The sequence below is a fragment of the Gemella sp. zg-570 genome (assembly GCF_018866345.1).
Taxonomy (GTDB): domain Bacteria; phylum Bacillota; class Bacilli; order Staphylococcales; family Gemellaceae; genus Gemelliphila.
This window is the reverse complement of the sequence record NZ_CP076443.1, coordinates 1,387,612-1,412,805: the sequence shown is the minus strand read 5'-3', so window position 1 is coordinate 1,412,805 and position 25,194 is coordinate 1,387,612. Positions and strand designations below refer to the sequence as shown.

The 25,194-nt window shown below is 31.1% G+C and carries 30 protein-coding genes and 1 pseudogene; all 31 read left to right on the top strand.

Going from position 1 to position 25,194, the window contains the following annotated elements; translation table 11 throughout:
• Positions 1 to 49 precede the first annotated feature (49 nt).
• The 31 genes and pseudogenes from KMP11_RS06865 (at position 50) to KMP11_RS06720 (ending at position 25,177) form a co-directional block, all read left to right on the top strand.
• Positions 50 to 241, top strand: coding sequence for a DUF6900 domain-containing protein (locus tag KMP11_RS06865; RefSeq protein ID WP_163545661.1), 192 nt, complete (start codon positions 50 to 52; stop codon positions 239 to 241).
• The gene (locus tag KMP11_RS06860; protein WP_215756390.1) at positions 222 to 443 is read left to right on the top strand and encodes a DUF4314 domain-containing protein; all 222 of its coding nucleotides are present in this window, start codon (positions 222 to 224) and stop codon (positions 441 to 443) included. The genes KMP11_RS06865 and KMP11_RS06860 overlap by 20 nt, the downstream gene beginning before the upstream one ends.
• A 97-nt stretch (positions 444 to 540) precedes the next feature.
• Positions 541 to 834, top strand: a complete 294-nt coding sequence (locus KMP11_RS06855; RefSeq protein ID WP_215756389.1) for a hypothetical protein — start codon at positions 541 to 543, stop codon at positions 832 to 834.
• A gap of 160 nt (positions 835 to 994) precedes the next feature.
• Positions 995 to 1,195 (top strand): hypothetical protein, encoded by a 201-nt coding sequence (locus KMP11_RS06850; RefSeq protein WP_215756388.1) that lies wholly within the window; start codon positions 995 to 997, stop codon positions 1,193 to 1,195.
• Positions 1,196 to 1,230: 35 nt separating this feature from the next.
• A complete protein-coding gene (locus KMP11_RS06845) occupies positions 1,231 to 2,820 on the top strand; it encodes a terminase large subunit (RefSeq protein WP_215756387.1) in 1,590 nt (529 codons plus the stop codon).
• A gap of 49 nt (positions 2,821 to 2,869) precedes the next feature.
• On the top strand, positions 2,870 to 3,052 hold the full coding sequence (locus tag KMP11_RS06840; protein WP_215756386.1) for a hypothetical protein: 183 nt from the start codon (positions 2,870 to 2,872) through the stop codon (positions 3,050 to 3,052).
• Positions 3,053 to 3,058: 6 nt separating this feature from the next.
• Positions 3,059 to 3,967: a hypothetical protein gene (locus tag KMP11_RS06835; protein WP_215756385.1), complete on the top strand. Its 909-nt coding sequence runs from the start codon at positions 3,059 to 3,061 to the stop codon at positions 3,965 to 3,967.
• Positions 3,968 to 4,040: 73 nt separating this feature from the next.
• Positions 4,041 to 5,306 (top strand): phage portal protein, encoded by a 1,266-nt coding sequence (locus tag KMP11_RS06830; protein ID WP_216279811.1) that lies wholly within the window; start codon positions 4,041 to 4,043, stop codon positions 5,304 to 5,306.
• Complete coding sequence (locus tag KMP11_RS06825) at positions 5,269 to 5,991, top strand: head maturation protease, ClpP-related (protein WP_215756974.1); 723 nt, start codon at positions 5,269 to 5,271, stop codon at positions 5,989 to 5,991. The genes KMP11_RS06830 and KMP11_RS06825 overlap by 38 nt, the downstream gene beginning before the upstream one ends.
• 5 nt (positions 5,992 to 5,996) lie before the next feature.
• Positions 5,997 to 6,878: a phage major capsid protein gene (locus KMP11_RS06820; protein WP_215756973.1), complete on the top strand. Its 882-nt coding sequence runs from the start codon at positions 5,997 to 5,999 to the stop codon at positions 6,876 to 6,878.
• A gap of 8 nt (positions 6,879 to 6,886) precedes the next feature.
• Positions 6,887 to 7,171, top strand: coding sequence for a head-tail connector protein (locus KMP11_RS06815; protein WP_215756972.1), 285 nt, complete (start codon positions 6,887 to 6,889; stop codon positions 7,169 to 7,171).
• Position 7,172: 1 nt separating this feature from the next.
• Positions 7,173 to 7,505, top strand: a complete 333-nt coding sequence (locus tag KMP11_RS06810) for a phage head closure protein (RefSeq protein WP_215756971.1) — start codon at positions 7,173 to 7,175, stop codon at positions 7,503 to 7,505.
• Positions 7,498 to 7,875 (top strand): HK97 gp10 family phage protein, encoded by a 378-nt coding sequence (locus tag KMP11_RS06805; protein ID WP_111743394.1) that lies wholly within the window; start codon positions 7,498 to 7,500, stop codon positions 7,873 to 7,875. The genes KMP11_RS06810 and KMP11_RS06805 overlap by 8 nt, the downstream gene beginning before the upstream one ends.
• Complete coding sequence (locus tag KMP11_RS06800) at positions 7,872 to 8,189, top strand: hypothetical protein (RefSeq protein ID WP_215756970.1); 318 nt, start codon at positions 7,872 to 7,874, stop codon at positions 8,187 to 8,189. The genes KMP11_RS06805 and KMP11_RS06800 overlap by 4 nt, the downstream gene beginning before the upstream one ends.
• Positions 8,190 to 8,191: 2 nt before the next feature.
• Positions 8,192 to 8,755 (top strand): annotated as a pseudogene (locus KMP11_RS06795) (major tail protein).
• The gene (locus KMP11_RS06790) at positions 8,755 to 9,120 is read left to right on the top strand and encodes a hypothetical protein (protein WP_216279810.1); all 366 of its coding nucleotides are present in this window, start codon (positions 8,755 to 8,757) and stop codon (positions 9,118 to 9,120) included. The pseudogene KMP11_RS06795 and the gene KMP11_RS06790 overlap by 1 nt, the downstream one beginning before the upstream one ends.
• A gap of 171 nt (positions 9,121 to 9,291) precedes the next feature.
• A complete protein-coding gene (locus KMP11_RS06785; protein WP_216279809.1) occupies positions 9,292 to 10,359 on the top strand; it encodes a phage tail tape measure protein in 1,068 nt (355 codons plus the stop codon).
• Positions 10,323 to 12,032 carry a phage tail tape measure protein gene (locus KMP11_RS06780; protein ID WP_216279808.1) on the top strand — a complete coding sequence of 570 codons (1,710 nt, stop codon included), beginning with the start codon at positions 10,323 to 10,325 and terminating at the stop codon, positions 12,030 to 12,032. The genes KMP11_RS06785 and KMP11_RS06780 overlap by 37 nt, the downstream gene beginning before the upstream one ends.
• A gap of 1 nt (position 12,033) precedes the next feature.
• Entirely contained in the window at positions 12,034 to 12,393 is a 360-nt protein-coding gene (locus tag KMP11_RS06775; protein ID WP_215756967.1) for a hypothetical protein, read from the top strand.
• Positions 12,394 to 14,190 (top strand): hypothetical protein, encoded by a 1,797-nt coding sequence (locus KMP11_RS06770; protein ID WP_216279807.1) that lies wholly within the window; start codon positions 12,394 to 12,396, stop codon positions 14,188 to 14,190. It abuts the gene before it with no gap.
• The gene (locus KMP11_RS06765) at positions 14,180 to 15,538 is read left to right on the top strand and encodes a hypothetical protein (protein WP_216279806.1); all 1,359 of its coding nucleotides are present in this window, start codon (positions 14,180 to 14,182) and stop codon (positions 15,536 to 15,538) included. The genes KMP11_RS06770 and KMP11_RS06765 overlap by 11 nt, the downstream gene beginning before the upstream one ends.
• A 1-nt stretch (position 15,539) precedes the next feature.
• Positions 15,540 to 15,941: a phage holin family protein gene (locus KMP11_RS06760; RefSeq protein ID WP_216279805.1), complete on the top strand. Its 402-nt coding sequence runs from the start codon at positions 15,540 to 15,542 to the stop codon at positions 15,939 to 15,941.
• Between the two features lies 1 nt (position 15,942).
• Entirely contained in the window at positions 15,943 to 16,926 is a 984-nt protein-coding gene (locus KMP11_RS06755; protein ID WP_216279804.1) for an N-acetylmuramoyl-L-alanine amidase, read from the top strand.
• Between the two features lie 107 nt (positions 16,927 to 17,033).
• Positions 17,034 to 17,444, top strand: a complete 411-nt coding sequence (locus KMP11_RS06750) for an RNA polymerase subunit sigma-70 (RefSeq protein WP_216279803.1) — start codon at positions 17,034 to 17,036, stop codon at positions 17,442 to 17,444.
• Positions 17,437 to 17,607 (top strand): SHOCT domain-containing protein, encoded by a 171-nt coding sequence (locus KMP11_RS07980; protein WP_371741340.1) that lies wholly within the window; start codon positions 17,437 to 17,439, stop codon positions 17,605 to 17,607. Before KMP11_RS06750 ends, KMP11_RS07980 begins: the two co-directional genes overlap by 8 nt.
• 51 nt (positions 17,608 to 17,658) lie before the next feature.
• Complete coding sequence (locus KMP11_RS06745; RefSeq protein WP_216279802.1) at positions 17,659 to 19,428, top strand: recombinase family protein; 1,770 nt, start codon at positions 17,659 to 17,661, stop codon at positions 19,426 to 19,428.
• Entirely contained in the window at positions 19,410 to 20,999 is a 1,590-nt protein-coding gene (locus KMP11_RS06740; RefSeq protein ID WP_216279801.1) for a recombinase family protein, read from the top strand. The genes KMP11_RS06745 and KMP11_RS06740 overlap by 19 nt, the downstream gene beginning before the upstream one ends.
• Positions 21,000 to 21,143: 144 nt before the next feature.
• On the top strand, positions 21,144 to 22,145 hold the full coding sequence (locus tag KMP11_RS06735; protein WP_216279800.1) for a site-specific DNA-methyltransferase: 1,002 nt from the start codon (positions 21,144 to 21,146) through the stop codon (positions 22,143 to 22,145).
• Positions 22,146 to 22,202: 57 nt separating this feature from the next.
• Positions 22,203 to 23,528, top strand: coding sequence for an ATP-binding protein (locus tag KMP11_RS06730; protein WP_215756830.1), 1,326 nt, complete (start codon positions 22,203 to 22,205; stop codon positions 23,526 to 23,528).
• A gap of 71 nt (positions 23,529 to 23,599) precedes the next feature.
• Positions 23,600 to 24,664: a DUF6017 domain-containing protein gene (locus KMP11_RS06725; RefSeq protein ID WP_215756831.1), complete on the top strand. Its 1,065-nt coding sequence runs from the start codon at positions 23,600 to 23,602 to the stop codon at positions 24,662 to 24,664.
• Between the two features lie 15 nt (positions 24,665 to 24,679).
• A complete protein-coding gene (locus KMP11_RS06720; RefSeq protein WP_215756832.1) occupies positions 24,680 to 25,177 on the top strand; it encodes a PcfB family protein in 498 nt (165 codons plus the stop codon).
• The last annotated feature ends 17 nt before the right edge of the window (positions 25,178 to 25,194 follow it).

Below are 25,194 nucleotides of genomic sequence, written 5' to 3'. Positions count from 1 at the left end.
CGGTTTAGAGTGATATATAGTGTAACGAAAATACAGGAGGTTAATTCTGATGACACAAGCATTAAACGAAAAATTATACGAGGTTGCAGAAAAGCATATTTTTTCTTTAGAAGGTAGAGGCGATTTAGTACCTAGAATGCGAGATAACGATGACTTTTTGGATGTTTATGTGATGAGTTTAGAGAAACTTTTAAAAGAAGTCTATGAGTTGGGAAAAGCAGATGGAAAAAATGAAAAATAACATTGAGAAATTAAGATTGGAGTACCAAAACGGTACTCGAGTGAAACTTGTTAAAATGGATGACAAACAAGCACCACCTATTGGTACAAAAGGGACTGTGTTAGGAGTAGATGATATTGGCTCTATTATGGTTTATTGGGATAATGGTAGTCGATTGAGTGTCGTATTGGGTGAAGATTGTTGTATGAAACTTGATGATTAAAAAAATTGAATCATTATGAGAAATAATCAACATAAGACTTGATATTCATAGCGTTTAGAGTGATATATAGTGTAACAAAACAAAAGGAGAAAACACCATGTACAGACATACACAAGAAGCACTCAACGGATTAAAAACAGAAATAAAAGCCTGTAAAAAATATGCAGATTTAGCTACTCAACAAGCACAAAAAGGAAACGTAGGCAATGCGATTCAATTTTTAGAGATTGCCCAAACGGCAAGGACGTGTGCCAAGCAAGCACATGAAGCCTTATGGGATTTATCAAAAGGGCAACTAAGTGATGAAGCATTTGATCGTTTTTGCGAAGCAGAAACCCTAAGTCAAGTGATAAACAAGGCTTATAAAGCCATTCAACAAGCAAGAACTTAAGAAAAACGGATCGGATAGGGGTTTATACAAGTTTGTCACTTTTATTGAAGAAGATGAAAAAGAATGTCGTAAAATCATTCTAAATAGTGAAAAAATCACTTGATAAATAGTTGTTTTAGAGTGATATATCGTGTAAAGACATGAAAGCGAGGAAAGTAACATGACAAGATTTGAAAAACATTTTAACATGATACAAACTGACCCATTTTCAGCAAGAGAGATTTTAGAAGAAAGACAAAAGGAACTGAATCGTTTAAAAAACAAACGAGACTGTTGTAAAAATGGATTTAGATGGCAATGTATCACACAAGAATTAGAACAGCTAGAAAAAGAATATCAACTTTTAGATGAATTGATTTAGGAGCATTGGCTCCTTTTTTGTTGGGAGGACAGAACATGACCTATAAACCAAGTCCGTTTAAATTAAAGACATCAACCTATAATAAAGAGTTTGCTGACTATGCCGTCAATTTTATTGAATGTCTATCGCATACTAAAGGCACATGGGCAGGGAAGCCATTCAAACTTCTTCAATGGCAAGAACAAATTATCCGTGACTTGTTTGGCATTGTTAAACCAGATGGGTATCGACAGTTTAACACGGCCTACATTGAAATCCCTAAAAAGATGGGTAAGAGTGAGTTAGCGGCTGCTGTTGCATTATTACTTTGTTGTGGGGACTTTGAGGAACGTGCAGAAGTCTATGGTTGTGCAGCAGACCGACAACAAGCAAGTATTGTCTTTGAAGTAGCAGCAGATATGGTACGAATGTGTCCTGCTTTAAATAAACGTGTGAAGATTTTAGCCTCACAAAAACGACTTGTGTATTTACCAACCAACAGTTTTTATCAAGTCTTATCAGCTGAGGCTTACTCCAAGCATGGTTTTAATATCCACGGTGTGGTGTTTGATGAATTGCATACACAGCCCAACAGAAAACTCTTTGACGTCATGACCAAAGGGAGTGGAGATGCACGGACGCAACCTTTGTATTTTTTGATTACCACAGCTGGTACAGATACCCATTCGATTTGTTTTGAAACGCATCAAAAAGCAAAGGACATCTTAGACGGACGGAAAGTCGACCCTACTTTTTATCCTGTCATTTATGGGGCAGACGAGAGTGATGATTGGACAGATCCAAAGGTGTGGCATAAAGCCAATCCATCATTAGGAGTTACTGTACCCATTGAAAAAGTCAAAATGGCTTGTGAATCGGCTAAACAAAATCCAGGAGAAGAGAATGCCTTTAGACAATTAAGACTCAATCAATGGGTAAAACAAGCAGTCCGTTGGATGCCGATTGAAAAGTGGGATGCGTGTGCGTTTAACGTCAATGAAGCAGACCTTGAAGGACGAGTGTGTTATGGAGGCTTAGACTTATCTTCTACAACTGACTTGACTGCGTTTGTATTAGTCTTTCCACCAGAAGATGAAGACGATAAATATGTGATACTACCATACTTTTGGTTACCCGAAGATACCATTCCGTTAAGAGTTAGACGTGATCATGTGCCGTATGATTTATGGGAGAAACAGGGGTATGTTGAAACGACAGAAGGGAATGTCGTGCATTACGGTCATATTGAAAAATTTATTGAACGATTAGGTCAAATATTTAACATTAAAGAAATTGCCTTTGATCGCTGGGGAGCCGTTCAAATGGTACAGAATTTAGAGAGTATGGGATTTACCGTTGTACCTTTTGGACAGGGATTTAAAGATATGAGCCCACCCACTAAAGAATTGATGAAGCTCACACTTGAACAAAAGATAGCTCATGGGGGGAATCCTGTTTTAAGATGGAATATGGATAACATTTTTATTCGAACAGACCCAGCAGGAAATATCAAAGCAGATAAGGAAAAATCAACAGAAAAGATTGACGGTGCGATTGCGACTATTATGGCATTGGATCGTGCGATAAGATGTGGAAATCAAAATACAGAAAGTGTTTATAATGACAGAGGCTTGTTATTTATTTAGTTTTAGTTTTATGTTATATTTTATATAAAATTAATTTGGAGGAAAGATTATGTCTTTTAATAAACTAATTTCTAAGTATAAAGAAAATGTCGGAGAAATTAAAGATTTTGATGAATTATTGAAAATAGAAGAGTATAACCCATGGACTTCAGAAAAAGTGAAAGACTTGTCTTTGAAGTTCATAGATGACCTAGAAAATGATTATCGAGACTTTTCATGGTTAAATATATAGGAAGGATTGTGTGAATTAGAGTCTAATCAATATAAAAATCTTCACTATGGTATACCAAATCATGTTCGAGGTAATATTGATATAGTAACATTATTTTTATGTTTAGTAAATCCAAATATTCCACTAAAGGATAAAAAAAGAGAGGTAGGTGCATATTCCTATTTTAATGAAGCAAAAGAAATTAATAGTGAAGATAGTTCGTTAAATATTCTTGGAGAAAAAGAAGAATATTTAAAAAAATATATAAAAGATCATATTATAAATATCGAAACCGAAAGTAGCATTCTATATCAAGAATTAGAAAAGATAAAGAGTACTTGTTCAAAAGAAGACGCATATTACTTATCACATTATTTTTCGCATGTTTGTTTTAATTACTTAGAGAAAAAGCAAATACCTGTACAAAAATTTATAAGTAATTTGAATGATGAAGAGTGGGAAAAGTTAAAGGATATGTCTAAGTTAATTGTTAATCTTGAAGCTTTTCCTTTTAGAAGTAAGAATCCAGGTTTTACGAAAAGTAAGAAATCTAGTTTTACAAATCATATCGTTTCATCAAATACAAAGGTTGGTATGTTAAGTGCAAGGATAATTATTTGGCGTATTGTCAAATATTTAGAGAAGAAAGATAAGGAAGAAGGAAAAGGAGAAGTAAAACCTATATTTATTTTTAGAAGATTTAATACTGCATGGCTACCTTCTATTCGAAATGTTTTATTATTATATTTGAAATTCAACAAAAATGAATGTGATGAATTAATAAAAAAATTTCATCAAGAATTTTTCTTAACTATTAGCGAACAAGAGTATGATAGACAAAGTGGTTTTGTTGGGAAATATATATGTAAGAATAACGATAAACTAACTGACAAAGAATTTGAAAAGATTTTCAACGAAACTTTAAGTAAAAAGTAGTATAATATCATAAGGTCAGCATTAAGCATCTCATTAGAGGTGCTTTTTTAGTATTCAAATTTAGGAGGTATGTATGAATTATTTTATGAAATTATTTAAATCTAGAGATAATCCTAAAAATAGATTAAATGGAAGTTCCTATAGTTTTTTTATGGGTGGAAGTTCTAGTGGAAATAGAGTAACAGAAAGAAGTGCAATGCAGATGACAGCTGTATATTCATGTGTGAGAATATTATCAGAAACCCTCGCTAGTTTACCACTACATATATACGAAATAACAGATTTAGGAAGTAAAAAAGCAACCAACCACTATTTATATAACTTACTCCATAACGAACCTAACAATGAGATGACAAGTTTTATATTTAGAGAAACATTAATGACACATTTATTATTATGGGGGAATGCATATGCTCAAATTATTCGTAATGGGAAAGGTGATGTTTTAGGACTTTACCCACTAATGCCAGATAAAATGAAAGTTGATAGAGATGAAAATAATACAATTTTTTATGAATATACAACAAATGATGGAAAAGTAAAATTAACCACACAAGACGTATTACACATACCAGGATTAGGATTTGATGGCTTAGTAGGTTACTCACCAATAGCTATGGCTAAAAATGCAATTGGTATGGCTATTGCAGCTGAAGAATACGGGGCGAAATTTTTTTCTAATGGAGCGACACCAAGTGGAATATTAGAACATCCTGGTACAGTAAAAAATGCAGAGATTTTAAGGAAAAGTTGGACTAGAGGATTTTCAGGTAAGAATAACCATAAAGTTGCGATACTTGAAGAAGGTATGAAATATACTCCTATTTCAATAGCACCAAATGAAGCACAGTTTTTAGAAACAAGAAAATTTCAAATAAATGAGATAGCTAGAATTTTCAGAGTTCCTCCACACATGGTAGGTGATCTTGAAAAGTCTAGTTTTTCTAATATTGAACAACAATCTCTTGAGTTTGTTAAATATACGCTAGATCCTTGGGTGAAACGTTTTGAACAAGCTATGACTAGGAGATTACTTAAAAGTGATGAAAAGAAAAAATATTATATAAAATTCAATGTTGATGGACTACTTAGAGGAGATTATCAAAGTAGGATGAATGGATATGCAACAGCACGTCAGAATGGTTGGATGAGTGCTAATGATATAAGGAGTTTAGAAAACTTAGATTTGATATCAGATGAGGAAGGAGGAAACTTATATCTAGTCAATGGTAACATGTTACCACTTAAAAAGGCTGGTTCTTATGCAGAGAGATTAACAGATTATAAGGAGGAAAACACAGATGAAAAAATTTTGGAATTGGAAGACAGTACAAAATAATAATGATAAACCACCAGAGAACATATTATTTTTAAATGGAACAATAGCTGAAGAATCGTGGTTTGATGATGAGGTTACTCCACAGATTTTTAAAGAAGAACTAATTAAACATAGTGGAGATATTACTGTATGGATAAATTCACCTGGTGGAGACTGTATTGCAGCCGCACAAATTTATAATCTCTTAATGGAACACAAAGGAAATGTTAAGGTGAAAATTGATGGGATAGCAGCTAGTGCTGCGAGTGTAGTTGCTATGGCAGGAACAGAAGTTATTATGAGTCCTGTTTCAATGCTTATGATTCATAACCCTATGACAATTGCATATGGTAGTACAAGCGAAATGCAAAGAGCTATAGATATGTTAAGTGAGGTTAAAGAATCAATAATTAATGCTTATGAAATAAAAACGGGATTATCACGAAACAAAATATCAAAACTTATGGATAATGAAACATGGATGGATGCAAGAAAAGCAGTTGAACTTGGTTTTGCTGATTCTATCTTAAAACGAGATGAGATTCAGGATATTGAGATTCCAAATGTTAGTATGCTTTATCAAGAAGCAACAGTTCAAAATTCAATGATGAATAAAATCAAAGAAACTTTTAAAAACGTAAACGAAGAAAAAATAGAAGCTGATTCGTTAATAAATAGATTAGATTTAATAAAAAACTGGAGGTAAGAATTATGAATAAAAAAATACAAGAATTAATTGAAAAACGCGCTAAAGCATGGGAAGGTGCAAAAGCCTTTGTTGAGAGTAAAAAAGATAGTGATGGGCTATTATCAAAAGAAGATGTTGAAACTTACAACAAGATGGAAGAAAAAGTTAAAAACTTTACTTTTGAAATAGAGAGACTTCAAGAGATGGAAAATATGGAAAGAGAATTATCAAAACCAGTAAATGATCCGTTAATCTCAAAACCAATGGTGTCTGACAAAGAAGATAAAATCAAAAAAAATCTTCAACACAAAAAAGCAATGATAAAAGCACTACGATCTAATTTTAGACAAATTGAAAATATCCTACAAGAAAAAGTAGATACTGATGGAGGATATTTAGTTCCAGATGAGTATGATAGTAGATTAGTTGATACGTTAGAAGAAGAAAATATTATTAGAAAATTATCTCAGACTTTAAAAACAAATGGTGGAACCTATTTAGATAAAGTATCTACGATTAAAGCAGATGATGTAATAAACTTAGTTCATGCTTTAAAGCGTCCATACCGAAAAAATGCAGTTTTTATTACAAATGATAAAATAATAGCTAATATCAGAAAACTAAAAGATAACAATGGTGCATATATTTGGCAACCATCATACCAATTAGGAGAACCTGATAAATTAGCAGGATACCCAGTGTATACTTCAGCTTTTGCACCAGAAAATAAAATTGCTTTTGGTGATTTTAGCTATTATAACATAGGTGATAGAGGTGCTCGTTCATTTAAGGAACTCCAAGAATTATTCGCGGGTAATGGTATGATTGGATTTGTAGCTAAAGAAAGAGTTGATGGTAAGCTAGTATTACCAGAAGCAGTTCAGATATTACCAATCAAAGGATAATATAAACTATGGAACTAAAACTTGAACAAGTTAAAAACTATTTGAGAGTTGATACAACAGAAGATGATGAGTTAATCTCATCACTTTTGTTTACAGCTAAAAAATTATGTTTAGGAATACTAAGGGTGAGTAGTTTTTCAGAGTTAGGTGATGAGCATGATTTTGATGAATTTAAAATACCGATATTATATACTGTTGCTTATCTTTATGAACATAGGGAAAATGCTGATTTTAGAGAATTAACACTAATACTTAGAGCGTTATTATTTAATCATAGAAAAGAGGAGTTTTAAGATGGATATTGTAGAACTGGATACTAGAATTACTTTTCAAAAGGTAGTTTTAGAATTTGATGAATTGCATCAACAATTAGAAACATGGAGTGATTTTTTTACTTGTTGGTCTAATTTAAAATTGGTAACTTCAAGTGAGGTAGAAAGACATAGTGTTAATAGGAGTTCAGAAGTAATCTCTTTTGTAGTTAGAAAAATGTTGGAATTAAAAGAACTTAATACGTTAGAATATAGAATAAAGTATAACAATAAGTTTTTTGACATATTAGAAGTAGATGTGTTCAGTAAAGATAAAAAGTTTTTAAGAGTTAAGGGAGTTAATAGCTATGACTAAGAGGACAACTATTGATTCACTTGCTGCGGAGATAACAAAAGGCTTAAAGGAATATTCTAAGCTAACTGAGGAAAGTTTAAAAGGTGCAGTAGTTGAAGTGAGTAATGAAGTTAGAGATAAAATAAAAGAAGGATCACCTAAAAAAAGTGGAGATTACGAAAAAAGTTGGAAAGTGACAAAAGAAAGAGAAACAGCACACTCTATACAAACAGTAGTTCATTCAAAAAATAGATATCAATTAGCACATTTACTTGAATTTGGACATGCGAAGAAAAATGGAGGGCGTACTAAAGCAATTCCACATATAGAGCCAGCAACAAGAGATATTAGCGAAAAAGTATTAGAAAGAATAAAGAGGGATTTATCGTGAATAAAAATGAAGTATGTGAAATGTTATATAAGCTAGAAATTCCATTTGTTTATAGTCATTTTAAAGAAGGAAGTGCTCCAAGATTACCATTTCTTATATATTATTATGACGGTGAAAATACTTTTAAAGCAGATGGAAAATTATATTATAGTGTAAAAAATTTAATTATAGAAATATATACAGAGAAAAAAGATTTTAAATTAGAAAAAAAGATAGAAGATCTTTTACAAACTTATTCTTTAATCTATACAAAAGACGAGGTATGGATACCGAGTGAAGAAATGTATGAAACAATTTATAAAATGGAGGTTTAAGTATGGAAAATAAAGTAAAATTTAATTTGTCTCATGTTCACTATGCAAAATTAACTGAAGGTGATACAACAACTTATGAAAAACCAGTACCAATTCCAGGTGCTGTAAAAATTAGTTTAGAACCTAATGGAGAACCAGAAAGTTTCTATGCAGATGGAGGATCATATTACACAATCAATAACAATATGGGATATGACGGTGATCTTGAGATTGCAATGATTCCAGAAAGTTTCAGAAAGGATATTCTTCAAGAAAAAGAAGATAAGAATAAAGTTCTAGTTGAAGATTCAGGATCAGAAACAAAGAACTTTGCACTACTTTTTGAATTTGATGGAGATCAGAAAAAAATACGTCATGTACTTTATAATTGTTCAGCAGGTCGCCCAAAAATTGAAGGTCAAACAAATGAGGAATCAAGAGAAGTACAAACAGAAACACTTTCAATAAAAGCAAGACCTATCAAATAAGGACTTGTGAAGAGTAAAACTGGTAAAGAGACAACAGAAGAAACATATAAGAATTGGTATCAAACAGTGTATATGCCAACACATGAAGGAGAAATGTAATGGGAGTTATTAAAGATATAAATGTAGATGGAAAAGTTGTAACATTTAAAGCGTCAGCAGCGATACCTAGACTTTACAGAATGAAGTTTAGTCGTGATATTTATAAAGATTTGCTTATATTAGATAAGATTAATAAGAATAAAGGAAATATCGATATTGAGAGTTTAGAAATATTTGAAAATATCGCATATATTATGGCTTACCATGCAGATGATAAAATCTCAAATGATGTAGGTGAATGGTTAGAACAGTTTGATACTTTATCTGTATATAAACTTCTACCAGACTTAATAAAATTATGGGGTATAAATGTTAAAAATATGAGTACATCTAAAAAAAAGCAAAAGAAACTGAGCGGACGTTAAATACCGCTCTTTTTTTACTGCGTTCAGTTGAATTAGGACTTTCAATGAATGATTTATCTGAGTTAACAATAGGGTTAGTAAATGATATGTACATTGAAAAAAAAATGATAGTTATAACTATAAAGTAATAGCGACACAAGAAGATATGGATAATTTTTAGGAGGTGATTGTATGGCAAGTAGAATAGCAGGTATTACTGTAGAAATCGGAGGAGATACTCTTAAATTAAAACAAGCATTAAGTGAAGTTGAAGGTAAGATTAAGCAAACTCAAAGAGAACTTAAAGATGTTGAAAGACTATTGAAACTTGATCCACATAATACCGAATTACTTACTCAAAAACAAGAACTCTTAAATACAGCCATAGAAGAAAATAAGAAAAAACTAGAAACATTAAGGCTCGCTGAGGAACAAGCTAAAACTGCACTCGCAAATGGAGATATTTCAGAAAAGCAATTTGACGCATTAAAAAGAGAAATTATTGCGACTGAACAAGAACTAGATAAATTCACAGAAAAATTAAAACACACTAATAGTTCGATGCAAGCTACACTTAAAGAAGTTGGAGGTAAATTCAAAGAGACTGGAGAGAAGATATCTTCAGTAGGCACAAATCTATCAAAAAATGTGACAGCACCAATTGTAGCAGTTGGAGCTGCAGCAACATTAGCCTTTCGTGAAATTGATGAAGGATATGATACGATTATCAAAAAAACTGGAGCAACTGGAGAAAGTTTTGAGGGGTTAAAAAATGTTGCGGATAATATTTTTAAAAGTTTACCTGTTAGTATGAGTGATGTAGGTGTTGCGGTGGGAGAGGTTAACACTAGGTTTAAAGTCACTGGTGATGAGCTTCAAGAACTATCTACTTTATTTCTTAAGTTCGCAGAGATAAATGAAACAGACCTAAATACCGCTATAGGAATGACAAATAAAATAATGCTTCAGTGGGGTATTGACGCTAAGGAAACTGCCAATGTGTTAGGATTAATAACACAAAAAGCACAAGATACAGGAATAAGTGTTGATACTCTTATGAACGGAGTTCAGCAACATGGAGCAATCCTAAAAGAAATGGGGTTAAATCTAGGTCAGAGTATTAACTTACTTGCACAATTTGAAGCAAATGGTGTAAATGCAGATCAAGCGTTAAGAGGTTTTAGAAAGGCAGTCGCAGCCTACACTAAAGATGGACTTTCTATATGGATGAAGCCCTTAAGAAAACAATTGAATCGATAAAAAATGCAGGGAGTGAAACTGAAGCACTAACGATTGCGACTAAGATTTTCGGAACTAAAGGTGCTGCAGAGATGACTAGGGCTATAAGAGAAGGTAGATTTTCTATAGATGATTTATCAAAAAGTATGTCTGAGTACGAGGATGTTGTAGACAAAACATTTGAAGGAACAGAGGATGGTATAGATAAATTTAAAGTAGCTAGTAATAACGCTAAGCTAGCATTAGGTAGTTTAGGAGAAACAATTTCTGATGTTTTAGGTCCAATTTTACAAGGGATCGCTACAGTTTTTGGAGGTATAGCAACTTGGTTGAATAGTTTAAGTCCAACAGCTAAACAGATAGTCGTAATAATTGGGCTTATAGTAGCTACGATAGGTCCACTTTTAGTAATAATCGGTACAGTCATTGGTTCTATAGGAAATTTAATAACGGGTGTTGCAACAATTTCTGGTGCTTTTAGTGCGATGAGTGGTGTAATGGCTGGTTTATCTGGTGCGATAGTACAAATGCTCGCTATAATAGCTGCGGTTGTAACATTGATATCTATAGGTAGTTATTTAAAAGATCATTGGAGTGAAATAAAAGACTTTTTTATAAATCTTTGGGAAGGGATAAAAACTTACTTTTCAGAAACATGGACGGCTATTAGTACTACTATAACCGTTGTGTGGGAAGTTATTAAAAATTATTTTTCAACAACACTCACAGCTATTAGTCTTATATTTACAACTGCTTGGGAGGGTGTTAAAACTTATTTTACAGAACTTTGGCAAAGTATAACCTTAGTAGTGACTACAGTTTGGGAGAATATCAAAACATATTTTACAACTACCTTTACGGCTATTCAAACTATCTTCACAACCGCGTGGGAGAGTATAAAAAATTTCTTATCAACAACTTGGGAAGTAATAAAAACAATTTTCCAAACAGTTCTTGATGTAATAAAAAATATCATTACAAGTTACTGGGATTTTGTATTCCAAACTACAAGTACAATTTGGAATAGTATAAAAGATTTCTTATCTACTATATGGCAAAATATTAGTAATTCTATAAATACGATAGTACAAGCAATTAGTGATTTTATAAGCACCTCTTGGAATAATATAAAGAATGTTATAAGTAATATTTTAGATGCTATTTTTAACACAGTTTCAAATATCTGGAATAATATTTATTCAACAATTTCTAATCTTGTAAACTCAGCTTATTCTTGGGGGAGTGATTTAATTTCAGGGTTAGTACAAGGTATAAAAAATAAAATTAGTGCAGTAGTAGACGCAGTAAAAGGAGTAGCTGATACCATTTGGAGTTATCTACACTTTAGTGTGCCAGAAGTAGGGCCACTTACAGATTATGAGGATTGGATGCCAGACTTTATAAAAGGATTGTCTAAAGGTTTAGATAGTAGTAGAAGTCTTTTGAAAAACTCGGTATCTAAGTTATCAAATGATTTGGTGATAAATCCAGCTTTAAAAGGATTCACACTTCCAAGAGTGAATGCAACATCAGGTATAAGTAGTGATGATTTAAACAAATTAATTCAAGCTATAAATATACCACACGAGACAACTGGTGATATAGTTATCCCAGTTTACTTAGGTGCAACATTACTTGATGAAATAATAATAAATGCACAAAACAGACAAATTATAAAATCAGGAGGAAGGTAATATGAAAAAATCATATATAAAAATTAATAATGAAACAATACCAACTCCTAATGAGATAGACTTTGAGTTTAGAGATATAGAAGGTAGTAGTAGCGGAGTTACCGAAGCAGGAATAACACATAGAGACATTGTAAGGGAAAGTGTGATATCTATATCTTTGAAACTAACTCTAACAAGCCGGTATCTTTTAAAGTTATCAAAAATGTTAAAACAAACTACAATACCAGTTAAATATTTCGATCCTTATTCATTAGAAGAAAAAGAAATAAATACTTATTGTACAAATTTTAAGGTTAGTCTTTTAAATAAAAACGGTAGTCTTGGAATTTGGGGTGTTAGTTTTAAATTGGAGGAATACTAGATGTATCAGACAAGTGTTAACTTCAATAAAACGATAAAAAATAAAAGTAGAAAGTATTTTTGGACAGGAGAGGTAGTATTAAAAACTGGAAAAATAATAAAATTTGATGATAAACACATCCTTAAAGATAGTTGCTATATAAGTAATTCATGTTCAGGAAGTAATGAAATAGAACTAGGTTCTGTTTACGCTGCGGAGATGGGTATTACCTTGAAACTTGATGAACTAAGAGAAATAACATTAGACGGAAGCATTATAAAACTATATTTCAACTTAGTCTTGGAAAATAATGAAATTGAAAAAATACCACTTGGAATATTTGAAACAACTGAAGCTAATAGAACGAAGAAATTTGTTGAAATTAAAGGTTATGACTTTATGGTTAAGTTTAATAAAACTCTGAGTTTTAAAGAAACATCTGGGACTATTTATGAACTTCTAGAATTCTCTTGTAAGAAGTGCAGTGTAGAACTTGGAATAAGCAAAGAAGAAATTGAAAAATTACCAAATGGAGTAGAAAGAGTTGGGATTTATGCCGAGCATGATATAGAAACGTATCGTGATTTAATTCACTATATTAGTGCAACTACTGCAAGTTTTGCGACTATAGATCGTTTTGGGAAGTTAATATTAAAAAGATTTAATACGAACTCAAATTATGAAATAAAAGAAATAGATAGGTATGAATTAAGTATTTCAGATTTTACAACTAGATATACTGCAGTACAAAGTACAAATCTTAAAACAAAAATATCAGAGTATTATTCAAAAGAAAATGACAATGCTTTAACTATGAATATTGGTGTTAATCCTCTGATGCAGTTAGGACTTCCTGAAAAACGAGTAAGGATGTGTAAAGCAATTTTAGAAGAGGTAGCTACATTTGATTATACTCCATTAGATAGTGTAGTCGTAAGTAATCCAGCTTTTGAAGTTGGAGACAAGATTACTTTTAAGGTTGGAGTTGAAAGTTATCATACTATAGTTACATCAATTGAGTATAAAATTCATGGAAAATATAGAATTAAGAGTGTAGGTAAAAATGCATTACTATCTAAAGGTAAGAGTAAACAAGATAAGAATATTCAAGGTATATTACAAACAATTGAGTCTGACAGAGTAAAGGTGAATGCTTATGTTAATGGAACTGAAATAAAAATAGGACAGAATTCACAAACAATAATTGATATAGAATTTGCATCAAGTAAAGAAACTGATGCTTTTTTTATCGCTACTGTGTTATTTGATGTTAAAAGTTTAAAAAAACATATTGAAGAGACTGTTACCTTAAAAGATGAAAAAGAAGAGAAGAAACTAACTTTGATTAGAGAAGTCGAGGAGGATCAAAAGCTTAATATCATATACTCATTAAATGAACTTACAATAAAAAATCACGTACCAAAGTTTATAGCTAAAGTAGGAAGTCAAATGGTTACGTTATTCTACCCACTAATAAACTTAAAAGAAAAAGTGATTAACAGATTTACTGTGGATTTCGAGTTAGAAAAAGGTAGTCTAGTTATTCCAATAGAGGGAATAAGTGCTGCGATCATAGGTAGTGCTTTAGGAGGAGATGTACCTTGGGACGGTAAAATAAAAGTAAATGAGAACTTAAGTAAATTAAAACTATCACATAGAAAACAAGTGGATTTAAGTGAAGGTAGTATAGATGTTGAAACTTATGATGTTCCTAAATATGAATTTAGTGATGTGATTATAAAAAATGATCTAAAACGAAAATTCGTATTTGGAAATATAACCGATAATGTAGAAGTGGAGGATAAAAATGAAAGGTAAGACAATAATAGAATTAACCGATGTTAAAACAAAAAAGAAAGAGGTTTTAAAAGATGATAACCTCGTAACAGATGTTTTAGAAAAGATTCTAACATTAAATCCCAATGGGCTACTTACAAATATTAATAAAGATACATTTTATCCAATAGTTGAAAAGATAGTAGGAGGAATCTTGTTATTTAAAGATAAAATAATAGAAGATAAAAATACTAGCTTTGTAAGTACAAGTAATGAATGTATTGGATATGCAGGACAAGTAGAAGGAGTTCAGGAAAATCCACTGCAAGGTAGTTTTAATAAGCAAGAATCGAAAGCAACGTCAAATGGTTATAAATTTGTTTGGGATTTTGGAACATCAAAAGCAAATGGTAAAATATCGAGTGTTTGTTTAACTAATGCCAAAGCGGGAGGTGGTTATTTTGGAACAAAGAGTGATGGTAAAACAAACCGTATAAAACTAGGTGAAGATAAATATCTTATTAAGGATACAGATACTGAGATGAAGAAAAAATATGTCAATGCAGTAGAAGCTAACTTCGAAGAAAATTATATAGTATCAATAGTTCCTGAAAGTGATCATCTTAGAATAATAAAATCAAGAGAACCACTGCTTAATTTTAGATTAAATGATTCATTATCATTTTTAGCTGAGAAGAATATAACAGAAACAAAGATAAAGTATAAGAAATCTTACGGAACATATGGAGTGTGTATTTATGTGGACGAAGAGAATTATTATTTATTGAAAACTAGTACTAGCGGAGGTAATACCAATGTAACTAAGTTAAAAATAAATAAAGTTAATAATTCTATAGAAGAAACTGAATTCACATTAGAAAATGTGAAAATAGAAAATATAGGCGCACACTCATTAGACTATGATTATTATAGAACTATTAAATCTGTATTGAGAGGAGGATATGTGTATGCAGTTAGTACAGATGAAAAATATGTTGTGAAGTTTGCGATAAATAACCCAGTAGATGTAACTAAAATAGAACCTAAGTTTACTCTAAAAACAGGATCAGTATCAAGACATACAACAGGATGTGGAATGTATATATTAGGAGATATGATAATAGGGACTAATTTTACTATTGATAAAAATGATAAAGTTACAGAAATAGCACAAAGCGATTTATCAACAATAGAATGCATTCCATTAGGCTATGGACCATTTTTACTAGGGTATTTTGCGAACGGAGAAAACTACGGGGATAAATACTTAAGAAAAATATTATACCTAATAACACCTTACGCAGCAACAATAAATAATTTATCGAAGACAGTAGAAAAAACGGCGGATAAAACAATGAAAATTACATATTATTTAACGGGAGGTAAATAATATGAATACATTATTAAATTATAAACTTATAATCTCAAGTATAGGTGGCGTTTTAGGAGCATTTTTAGGAGGTATGGACGGACTTATTTATGCACTTTTAGCATTTTCAGTAATAGACTATGTGACTGGAATAATGTGTGCAATTGATAAAAAAGAATTATCTAGTTCAGTAGGCTTTAAGGGAATAGCTAGAAAAATTATTATATTTTCACTAGTTGGGGTAGCTAACATACTAGATGTTTATAGTTTAGGTCATGTAGGAGTATTAAGAGCAGTGGTAATATTTTTCTACCTATCTAACGAAGGAATTTCAATACTAGAGAATGCCTCTAAATTGGGACTACCTATACCAGAAAAACTAAAATCAATATTAAGTCAACTAAAAGAAAGAGAGGAAAAATAAAATGAGTAATAGCCCTTTAGTAAATTATATAAATTTAAGTCCTAATCACAGTGGACTTAGAAACCATAAAATAGACACAATCACAATACATCATATGGCAGGAAATTTATCAGTAGAAACATGTAGTAATATATTTGCATCACCTAGCAGACAAGCTAGTAGTAATTACGGAGTAGATTCTAATGGTAGAGTTGGGATGTATGTTGAGGAAAAAAACCGTTCTTGGTGTTCATCAAGCGCAGCTAATGATAATAGAGCAATAACAATAGAAGTAGCAAACGATGAATATGGAGGGATATGGCATGTAAGTGACATAGCATTAGAAAAAACAATAGAACTTTGTGTAGATATATGTTCTAGAAATGGAATTAATAAATTAGAATATACAGGAGATACAACAGGAAACCTAACAAAACATGAGTGGTTTGCGAATACGAACTGTCCAGGACCGTATCTTGGCAGTAAGTTCCCCTATATTGCAGCTGAAGTGAATAAGCGATTAAGTGGGCAGTTATCGACACCTGTTCAACAAACCGATACGAATCTTGATGATGTGGCACGACAAGTTATCAACGGACAGTTTGGGAATGGAAATGACAGAATACAACGATTACGTGCTGCTGGGTATGATCCATTTCATGTGCAAGAAAGGGTTAATGTATTGCTTGGAAAAGGAACGGTGGCGAAACCAATACTAAAATCTGTTGATGAAGTCGCTAGAGAAGTATTGAATGGGAAATGGGGCAATGGCGATGCGCGCAAATCTGCGCTAGCAAATGCAGGATATGATTATAACCAAGTACAAGTTAAAGTTAACGAACTAGTGAGTGGAAACGTGACGCCATCTTTAAAACCAATTGATGTGGTCGCAAGAGAAGTCATCAACGGTCATTGGGGTAATGGACAAGAGAGAAAGCATCGATTAACCCAAGCGGGATACGATTATGATCACGTTCAACAAAAAGTGAATGAAATATTGAGTTAAATTTTTAAGGTCTATCGTAGATTTTTTAGTCTGCGATAGGTCTTTTTTTGTTTATGGGGGTTCATTTTGAATAAAATTCTTTGCCTATAGATGTAGGAGGAATAACGATGAATCAATTAACACAAACAAAAATTATCCAATTACGAAATCAAGGACTAGGTTATACAAAAATAGCTAATCAATTAAATATATCAGTAAATACGATTAAGTCTTTTTGCAGAAGAAACAATGTAACCATAGGGAATTTGCAAGATAATCATCTGACTAAAACTAAATGCGAACAGTGTCATGCCTATATACAACAAGTAAAAGGAAGAAAAGTAAAAAGATTTTGTTGTAATAAGTGTAGAAATAGTTGGTGGAATAATCATCTTGATTTAGTGAAACGAAAAGCCATCTATAAATGTAAGTGTCTAAATTGTAGAAAAACATTTGAAGTGTATGGAAATAAAAACCGTAAATACTGTAGTCATGAATGTTATATAGAGTATCGTTTTAGAGGCGTTCATCATGATTAAAATAGAGTATAAAAACGAAAGATTGTATCAGACAACAATGATGACACTAAAAAAATTACATCAACAAAAGTTAATTACTAAAGAGGAATTTCAAAAGATGGAGCAAATATTTAAAGAAAAATATCATCCTGAAATTAGTGTATTATTCTCGCAATTGACTTGACTTTATAGCCTTTTAGAGTGATGTATATAGAAACGAAGAAAGGAGTATTTCATGGCAAAAATTACCAAAATAAATACCAGTAAACTACTGATAAAACCAAAAATTAAAGTGGCAGCTTATGCGCGTGTTTCGATGGATACAGATAGGTTAAGACATTCATTATCCACACAAATTAGTTATTACAATAATCTTATTCAAGAAAATCCTGAATGGGAGTATGTAGGTGTTTATGCTGATTTAGGAATAACGGGTACAAGTATTGAAAAAAGAGTGGAATTTAAAAGAATGATGGAAGATTGCAAGCGAGGAAAAATTGATTTAATTCTAACAAAGTCAATCCAACGTTTTGCACGGAATACGGTTGATTTATTAAATGTAGTTAGAGAATTAAAATCTCTAGGAATTGAAGTATGGTTTGAAAAAGAAAACATCCAATCTTTGAGTGGAGATGGAGAATTGATGCTTTCGATACTTGCTTCATTTGCACAAGAAGAAAGTCGTTCTATTTCAGAAAATGTAAAATGGGGAACAATTAAACGTTTTAAGCAAGGCATACCTAATGGGAAATTTAGTATTTATGGATATAGGTGGGAAGGAGAACACTTAGTCATCATTGAAGATGAAGCAAAAATTGTTAGAAGAATCTATAAAGAATATCTTTCAGGAAAATCGAGACTACAAATAGAAAAAATGTTTGATGTAGAGGGAATTAAGACAAGAAAAGGTTATAGGTGGGTAGATTCTAATATCAAAGTGATACTCACTAACATTCACTATACAGGAAATTTACTTTTTCAAAAAGAATATGTTGTAGATCCAATTTCAGGCAAGACTAGAAAAAACCGCGGAGAACTTCCTCAGTACTTTGTTGAAAATACACACGAAGCGATTATTTCAATGGAAGATTTCAAAAAAGTTGAGACTGAAATGAAAAGAAGAAGAAATGCAGGGGCGATTGGTAATCCTTCTATTAATACGACTGCATTAACGAGTAAAATTAGATGTGTACATTGCCAAAAAAATTTCCAAAGGGCTATCAGAAACCAAAAAGAAGCTAAAGTTTATACTTGGTTATGTGCTAATCGAAAAGCGGGCAAAAAAGCAAATTGTCAAACAGGAGAAATTAGAGAAGGTATTTTAAAAGAGATACTCCAAGAGGCATTAGGTGTTAAAGTAATCGATGATAAGTTAATAGAAGAAAAAATAGATTACATTGAAATTATCAAAAAAGAGAAGATAATCGTTTATAAAAACGATGGGCATGTTCTTGAAAAACCTTACAGAGAAAAAGATAGAAGTTCATATTATACAAAGGAAATAAGAGAACAATTATCAAAACAAAGACGGGATAAGCATCAGTATAAAAGAACTTATAATGCAACACCATTTACAGGACTTGTTGAATGTGGTAAGTGTGCTAATCCATATCGTAGTCAAGGGCGCACTTTGACAACAGGAGTTTATGAAAGACGAATGTACTGTAATACGAAATCTACCATTTGTCAAAATACAAGTATAAAACAATATACTTTAGAAAGAATTATTTGTGATGTGTTAAATATCGAATCTTTTGATGAAAAGACAATGGATGATAAGGTACAACGAATTTTTATCAATGATAATAAAGTGACAATACTTTTGAAAAACGGTATTGAAGAAACAAGGGTGTATAAAGAAAAACGTCCGTTTATACCTTGGTCTGAAGAAAGAAGAAAAAATCAGAAACAAAATCCAAGAGTATGGACTGATGAAGAACGATTAAAACAAAGTGAACTGATGAAAAAGGTAAGGAGAGAGAAAAAATGGTCAACAAGAAAGTAACTACTATACCTGCAACGATAAATCCTTATCATTTCAAGCCAATCAATGATGTGAAAAAAAGAAAGGTTGCAGGGTATGCCCGTGTATCAACTGATAGTGATGAGCAACAGACTAGTTATGAAACACAGGTGGCTTATTACACAAATTACATTAAAGGTAGAGATGATTGGGAGTTTGTCAATGTTTATACGGATGAAGGGATATCAGCCACCACTACTAGAAAGCGAGAGGGTTTTAATAAGATGATAGAGGATGCATTAAATGGAGAAATCGATTTAATCGTCACCAAATCAGTTAGTAGGTTTGCAAGAAATACAGTGGATAGTCTTTCAACTATTCGAAAGTTAAAAGAAAACGGAACAGAAGTTTATTTTGAAAAAGAATCAATTTGGACATTTGATAGTAAGGGAGAATTACTTATTACTATTATGTCATCACTCGCTCAAGAAGAAAGTCGATCTATTTCAGAGAATGTCACATGGGGTAAGCGTAAAAGAATGGCTGATGGCAAAGTGACTATTCCTTATTCAAGAGTTTTAGGTTTTGAAAAAGGAAAGGAGGGTAACATATTAGTCAATCATGAACAAGCAGAGATAGTGAGACAAATATTCGGATTATTTTTACAAGGAATGACACCACATAGTATTGCGGTATATTTAACGAAAAAAGAAATTAAATCACCTGGAGGAAAAGATAGATGGAATCAAGGCACGATAAGACGTATGCTTTCAAATGAAAAGTACAAAGGAGATGCACTGCTACAAAAGGAGTTCACGGTAGATTACTTGAGTAAAAAAAAGAAGAAAAATGAAGGAGAAGTGCCACAGTACTATGTTGAAGGAAATCATGAGGCAATTATTAGTCCACCAGTATTTGACTTGGTGCAAGAAGAATTGAAAAAACGATGTGTTAAGAAAAGTACACGATACAGTGGAGTAAGCATTTTTTCAAATAAGGTAAAATGTGCAGAATGTGGAAATTGGTTTGGTGCAAAAGTATGGCATTCTACTAGTCTTTATAAAAAGAAAATTTATCAGTGTAATCATAAGTTCAAAGGTAGCAAGAAATGTAGGACACCACATTTAACAGAAGATGAAATTAAATTGTATTTTATCAAAGCGATAAATTCTTTGACAGCAGATAGAGAAGAAGTTATAGAAAATATTAAACTAGTTCAAGAAACTTTATGTAATATGGGTCATTTAAAAGTAGAGAAACAAGAACTTCATAATGAATTAGAAGCCTTAGTTGTACAAATTCAAGAGATGATTGATAGAAATGCCAGAGTAGTTCAAAATCAAGAAAGTTATCAAGTTCAGTACAATCAACTAATAATGAGTTATAACTTGAAAAAAGAACGCTATGATGAACTCGAAATACTTATGACTAAAAGGAAGGCAAAGTTTGAAAAGTTAACGGTGTTTATTCAAAACTTGGAACAAATAGATGATATCATAAAAGACTTTGATGCAAGCATGTGGGGAAGTTTAGTTGAATACTTAGAAGTAGATAGAGATAAAAAAGTAATAGTTGTTTTTAAATATGGAACACAAATAAAAATAGAAAATTAGTAAAATTCCTCGTCATTTGATGAGGAATTTTGTCGTTTATAGAAGGATATGGCATGCTCACCTGGATAATCTGTTTAGGTGTTTTTTAACGTTAAATAATGCACCCACTAGGTTCATCGTTAATAGGGTATAAAAAGACAAACGTTGAATTGTATCAAAAACAGCTCGGGAACAGACCCACCTTATAACACTGGGAATAAAGACTTCATTTATAACGACAGCTTTGTTGATAAAACAGACGGTTATTCACATAGCAAATGGCTATCCTTTATGGAACAAAGACTTGAAATTGCCAGAGAACTTTTAAGTGATGAGGGTGTTATTTTCATCTCTATTGATGATAACGAACAAGCACAACTAAAATTACTTTGTGATGAAGTGTTTGGGGAAGAAAATTATGTAGGACACTTTATTTGGGTCAGAAAGAAAAAAGGTTCTTTTCTTAATAAAAAAATTAGAAAAATGACAGAATATGTACTATGTTATACCTCTAATGAAAGAATAAAATTTTTTGGAGAAGATGCGTATTCTAATAAAATGCAACCTATTGTAAAAAGAACTAATTCATTAAAAATGCTTAAATTTTCTAAATACACCATAAAAACAAAGTTAAAAGATGGTGAATACAAAAAGGGAAAATATACTAGTGGTAACACAGGAGTTGAATTTTTAAATGATTTTATAGTAAAAGATAGTATTGTTATAAGTGAGTTGTTAGTGAATGGTCGGTTTGTGTGGACGCAAGATTTTTTAGATAACGAATTAAATCAAGGAACATTTGTAGAGTTATCTTCTAAATTTGGATTTAATGTATTACGACATAATCAAGATGAAAAATTTAAAACTCCATCAAGTCTGATAAATTCTGATAATGGGGTTGGTACAAATGAAGATGCAAGTGATGAGTTATCTAAGTTACTTAATTTGGAATTAGAAGATGTATTTAACTATTCTAAGCCAACATCACTAATAAAATATTTAATAAGTTTTATTAAAAAAGAATTCATTAATGCAACCATCCTCGACTTTTTCGCAGGGTTTTATGTCATAATTATGTTAGTGGTAAAAAGTCTAATAAAATCAAGGGTTTTAGTGATTCTACAAAATATTAAAACTCAAGTAAGTAATAATCTATGTGTTGTTTAGAGTCATATGATATTATATGATTGTAAACAACACATAGAACCTAAATAAGGAGGATATATGGAAGATAGTAGAATTGAATATAAAATTGATATTCCAGAAAAACAAAACAAACTAAAAGCTGAAATAGTATCTTTCTTAAACAGCGAAGGTGGAGAAGTTCATTTAGGAGTAAATGATGATGGTACTATAAATAGGTCATTAATAGAAAATAAGCAACAAGAATGGGAACAAATATTATCTAATTGGGTTGTTAATGCTTTTAGCCCTGATGCTACCAACTTAATTTATATTCATCCAAATGAAGTACCTTTTAAGATTAGAATATTAGAAGGTAAAGATAAACCATATTTTTATAAAGATGGTGAAGGTTTTAATTCTAAAGGTGTTTTTATTAGAGTTGGTAGCACAAAAAGAGTAGCTAGCTTTGATGAAATACAAAGAATGATTAGACAACATTCTTCAAATGATTTTGAATCAATAAGTATTGATAGAAATGATTTAACTTTTGAATATATTGAAAATAGATTTAAAGAAAAAGGTATTAAGTTTGATGTATATGCCTTATCTCTAATAGGTAAAGATAACAAATATAATAATGCTGCGTTACTTTTAAGTGATCAAAATCCAACAATTAGTAAATTTGCAGTATTTCAAGGAAGAGATGTTAGTGTATTTCTTGATAAAAAAGAGTTCACAGGTTCAATTTTAAAGCAATTAGATGAAATACTTTATTTTGCTAGTTTATCAAATAGAAAACGAATCACAATTTCAGGCAAACCTGATAGAGATGAATATTTAGATATTCCTAAAAGAGCTTTAAGAGAAGCGATAGTAAATTGTTATTGTCATAGGGATTACACTTTAAGTGGTGATGTAAAAATTGAATTTTATGATGATAGAGTTCAAATTTTTTCACCAGGAAGTTTACCTGATGGATTAACACTTGAAAATATAAAAATGGGTATGGTAGCTAAAAGAAATAAAATCATTGTTAACACATTGGATAAAATTGATGTTATTGAAAATTATGCTTCAGGAGTTAGAAGAATTTTTGAAGATTATGCAGATTTTAAAAAACAACCAGAATATTATATTTCAAATAATGGAATAATTGTAACATTGTTTAATCGTAACTATGAAGTTCAAAATGACACCCAAAACGACACCCAAAATGACACCCAAAAATTAATATTTATTAACAGAGGCGAACAAATCATTCAACTAATTAAAAATAATCCACAGATAACAGCAGATGAAATGAAAGATATATTGAGTTTATCAAAATCTACAATTAGAAGAGAACTTGCAAAACTAAAAAAAGAAAATAAATTAGAATATATCGGAAGTTCAAAAAAAGGTTATTGGAAATTAAAAAACAACTAAAAAAATATATAAACCAACGAAAGACAAGTAGATAAAGACTGCTTGTCTTTTTCTTTTAAGAGGAGGTAAAAATGAGTATGTATTTATTTGATGAACATCCAATCATCGCAAACAAAACACTTGCTAGAGAAATTGGATTAAATGAAGCACTAATATTACAACAAATAAATTATTGGATAGAAATAAACAAAAAAACTGGAAATAACTTTTATGAGGGAAGATATTGGACATACAATTCAATTAGGAAATGGCAAGAAAATGATTTTGACTATATGAGTTTTGATACTGTAAAACGAACTTTTGCTAAGTTAGAAAAACAAGGCTACTTACTAAGTGGAAATTTCAATAAAGACCCAAGAGATAAAACAAAATGGTATACATTAAATGATGAAAAACTTATAGAATTATATCAAAAAATAGAACAAAAGAAAAAAGAAGAAGAGCTAAAGATATTACAAGAAAATGTGGATAACTTTACAGAATTTAATACAATGCCCAATGCATTAGGGCAAAATGCCCCAATGGAAAAGGGCAAAATCCACCAATGCAATAGTTCAAATTGCACCAATGCATTTATGCAAAATGCCCCGATGCAATATGGCAATTTGCCCCAACCATTACCAAAGATTACTACAAAGAATACAACAGAGATTACTTCAGATATTTCTACAAATCCTTCCATCATTCCATTATGGACACAAACACAAGAAAAAAATATAGAGTATGAGGATAACAATATAGAAATATGGAAAGAAGGAGGGATGGAAAATAAAAAAAGTTATCATGACTATTTAGAAATACTTAGAAAAAACACATGCTATTATGATCATTTAGAAGTTGGTAATCATTACCGAGCAGAAGAGATAGATGAAATTCTGACAGTTCTTGCAGATGTTATGGTATATGACGATAATGACTATATAAAAATAAATCAAATAAATATGAAAGCTAGCGTTGTTAGAGAAAGATTTTTAGAACTTAGATATGATCATTTAGAACACTTGGTAACAATTTTAAAAAATCATGATACAGAAGTTAGAAATATCAGGGCTTTTATCTTAACAGCAGCCTATAACATTCTAACAACAATTCAATCTTACTATACCAATAAAGTGGGATTTGATTGTAATCACTGATAAAGGAGGGATAAAGTGATAAATGAAGAATTAACGCATAAGTTAATAACCATTGAAACGAAAATAACAAAAGCAACTGCAAGTGAAGTGATTAAAGCACTAAAACTTATCGTGGGTAAAGCAAATAAAAATAAAGTAAAGCTAGATAAATTTATTGATGATAAATTTAAATCAAATGCAAAACCACTAAGCCAAATGGTAAAAAAAGGACAACTTGAAAGTCTAAATATTTCTAAAGGAGAATTAAAAGAACTTAAAAAACTATTAAATCGTTATGGTGTTAATTTTTCTGTGATGAAAGATAAAGAAACTAAAGAATACTCAGTATTCTATCAAGCTAAGGATACAAAAGTCATGGAAAAAGCATTTACTAAGGCAATAAAAAATGCAGAGAAAAAACACGATAAGAAAGAATCGACAATCAAAAAAATTAAGGAATTTCAAGAAAAATCAAAAGCAATGTTTAGCGACAAAGACAAGATTAAAAATAAGCAGAAAGAACAGAGTTTGTAGTAGGAGGTAGTATGTGA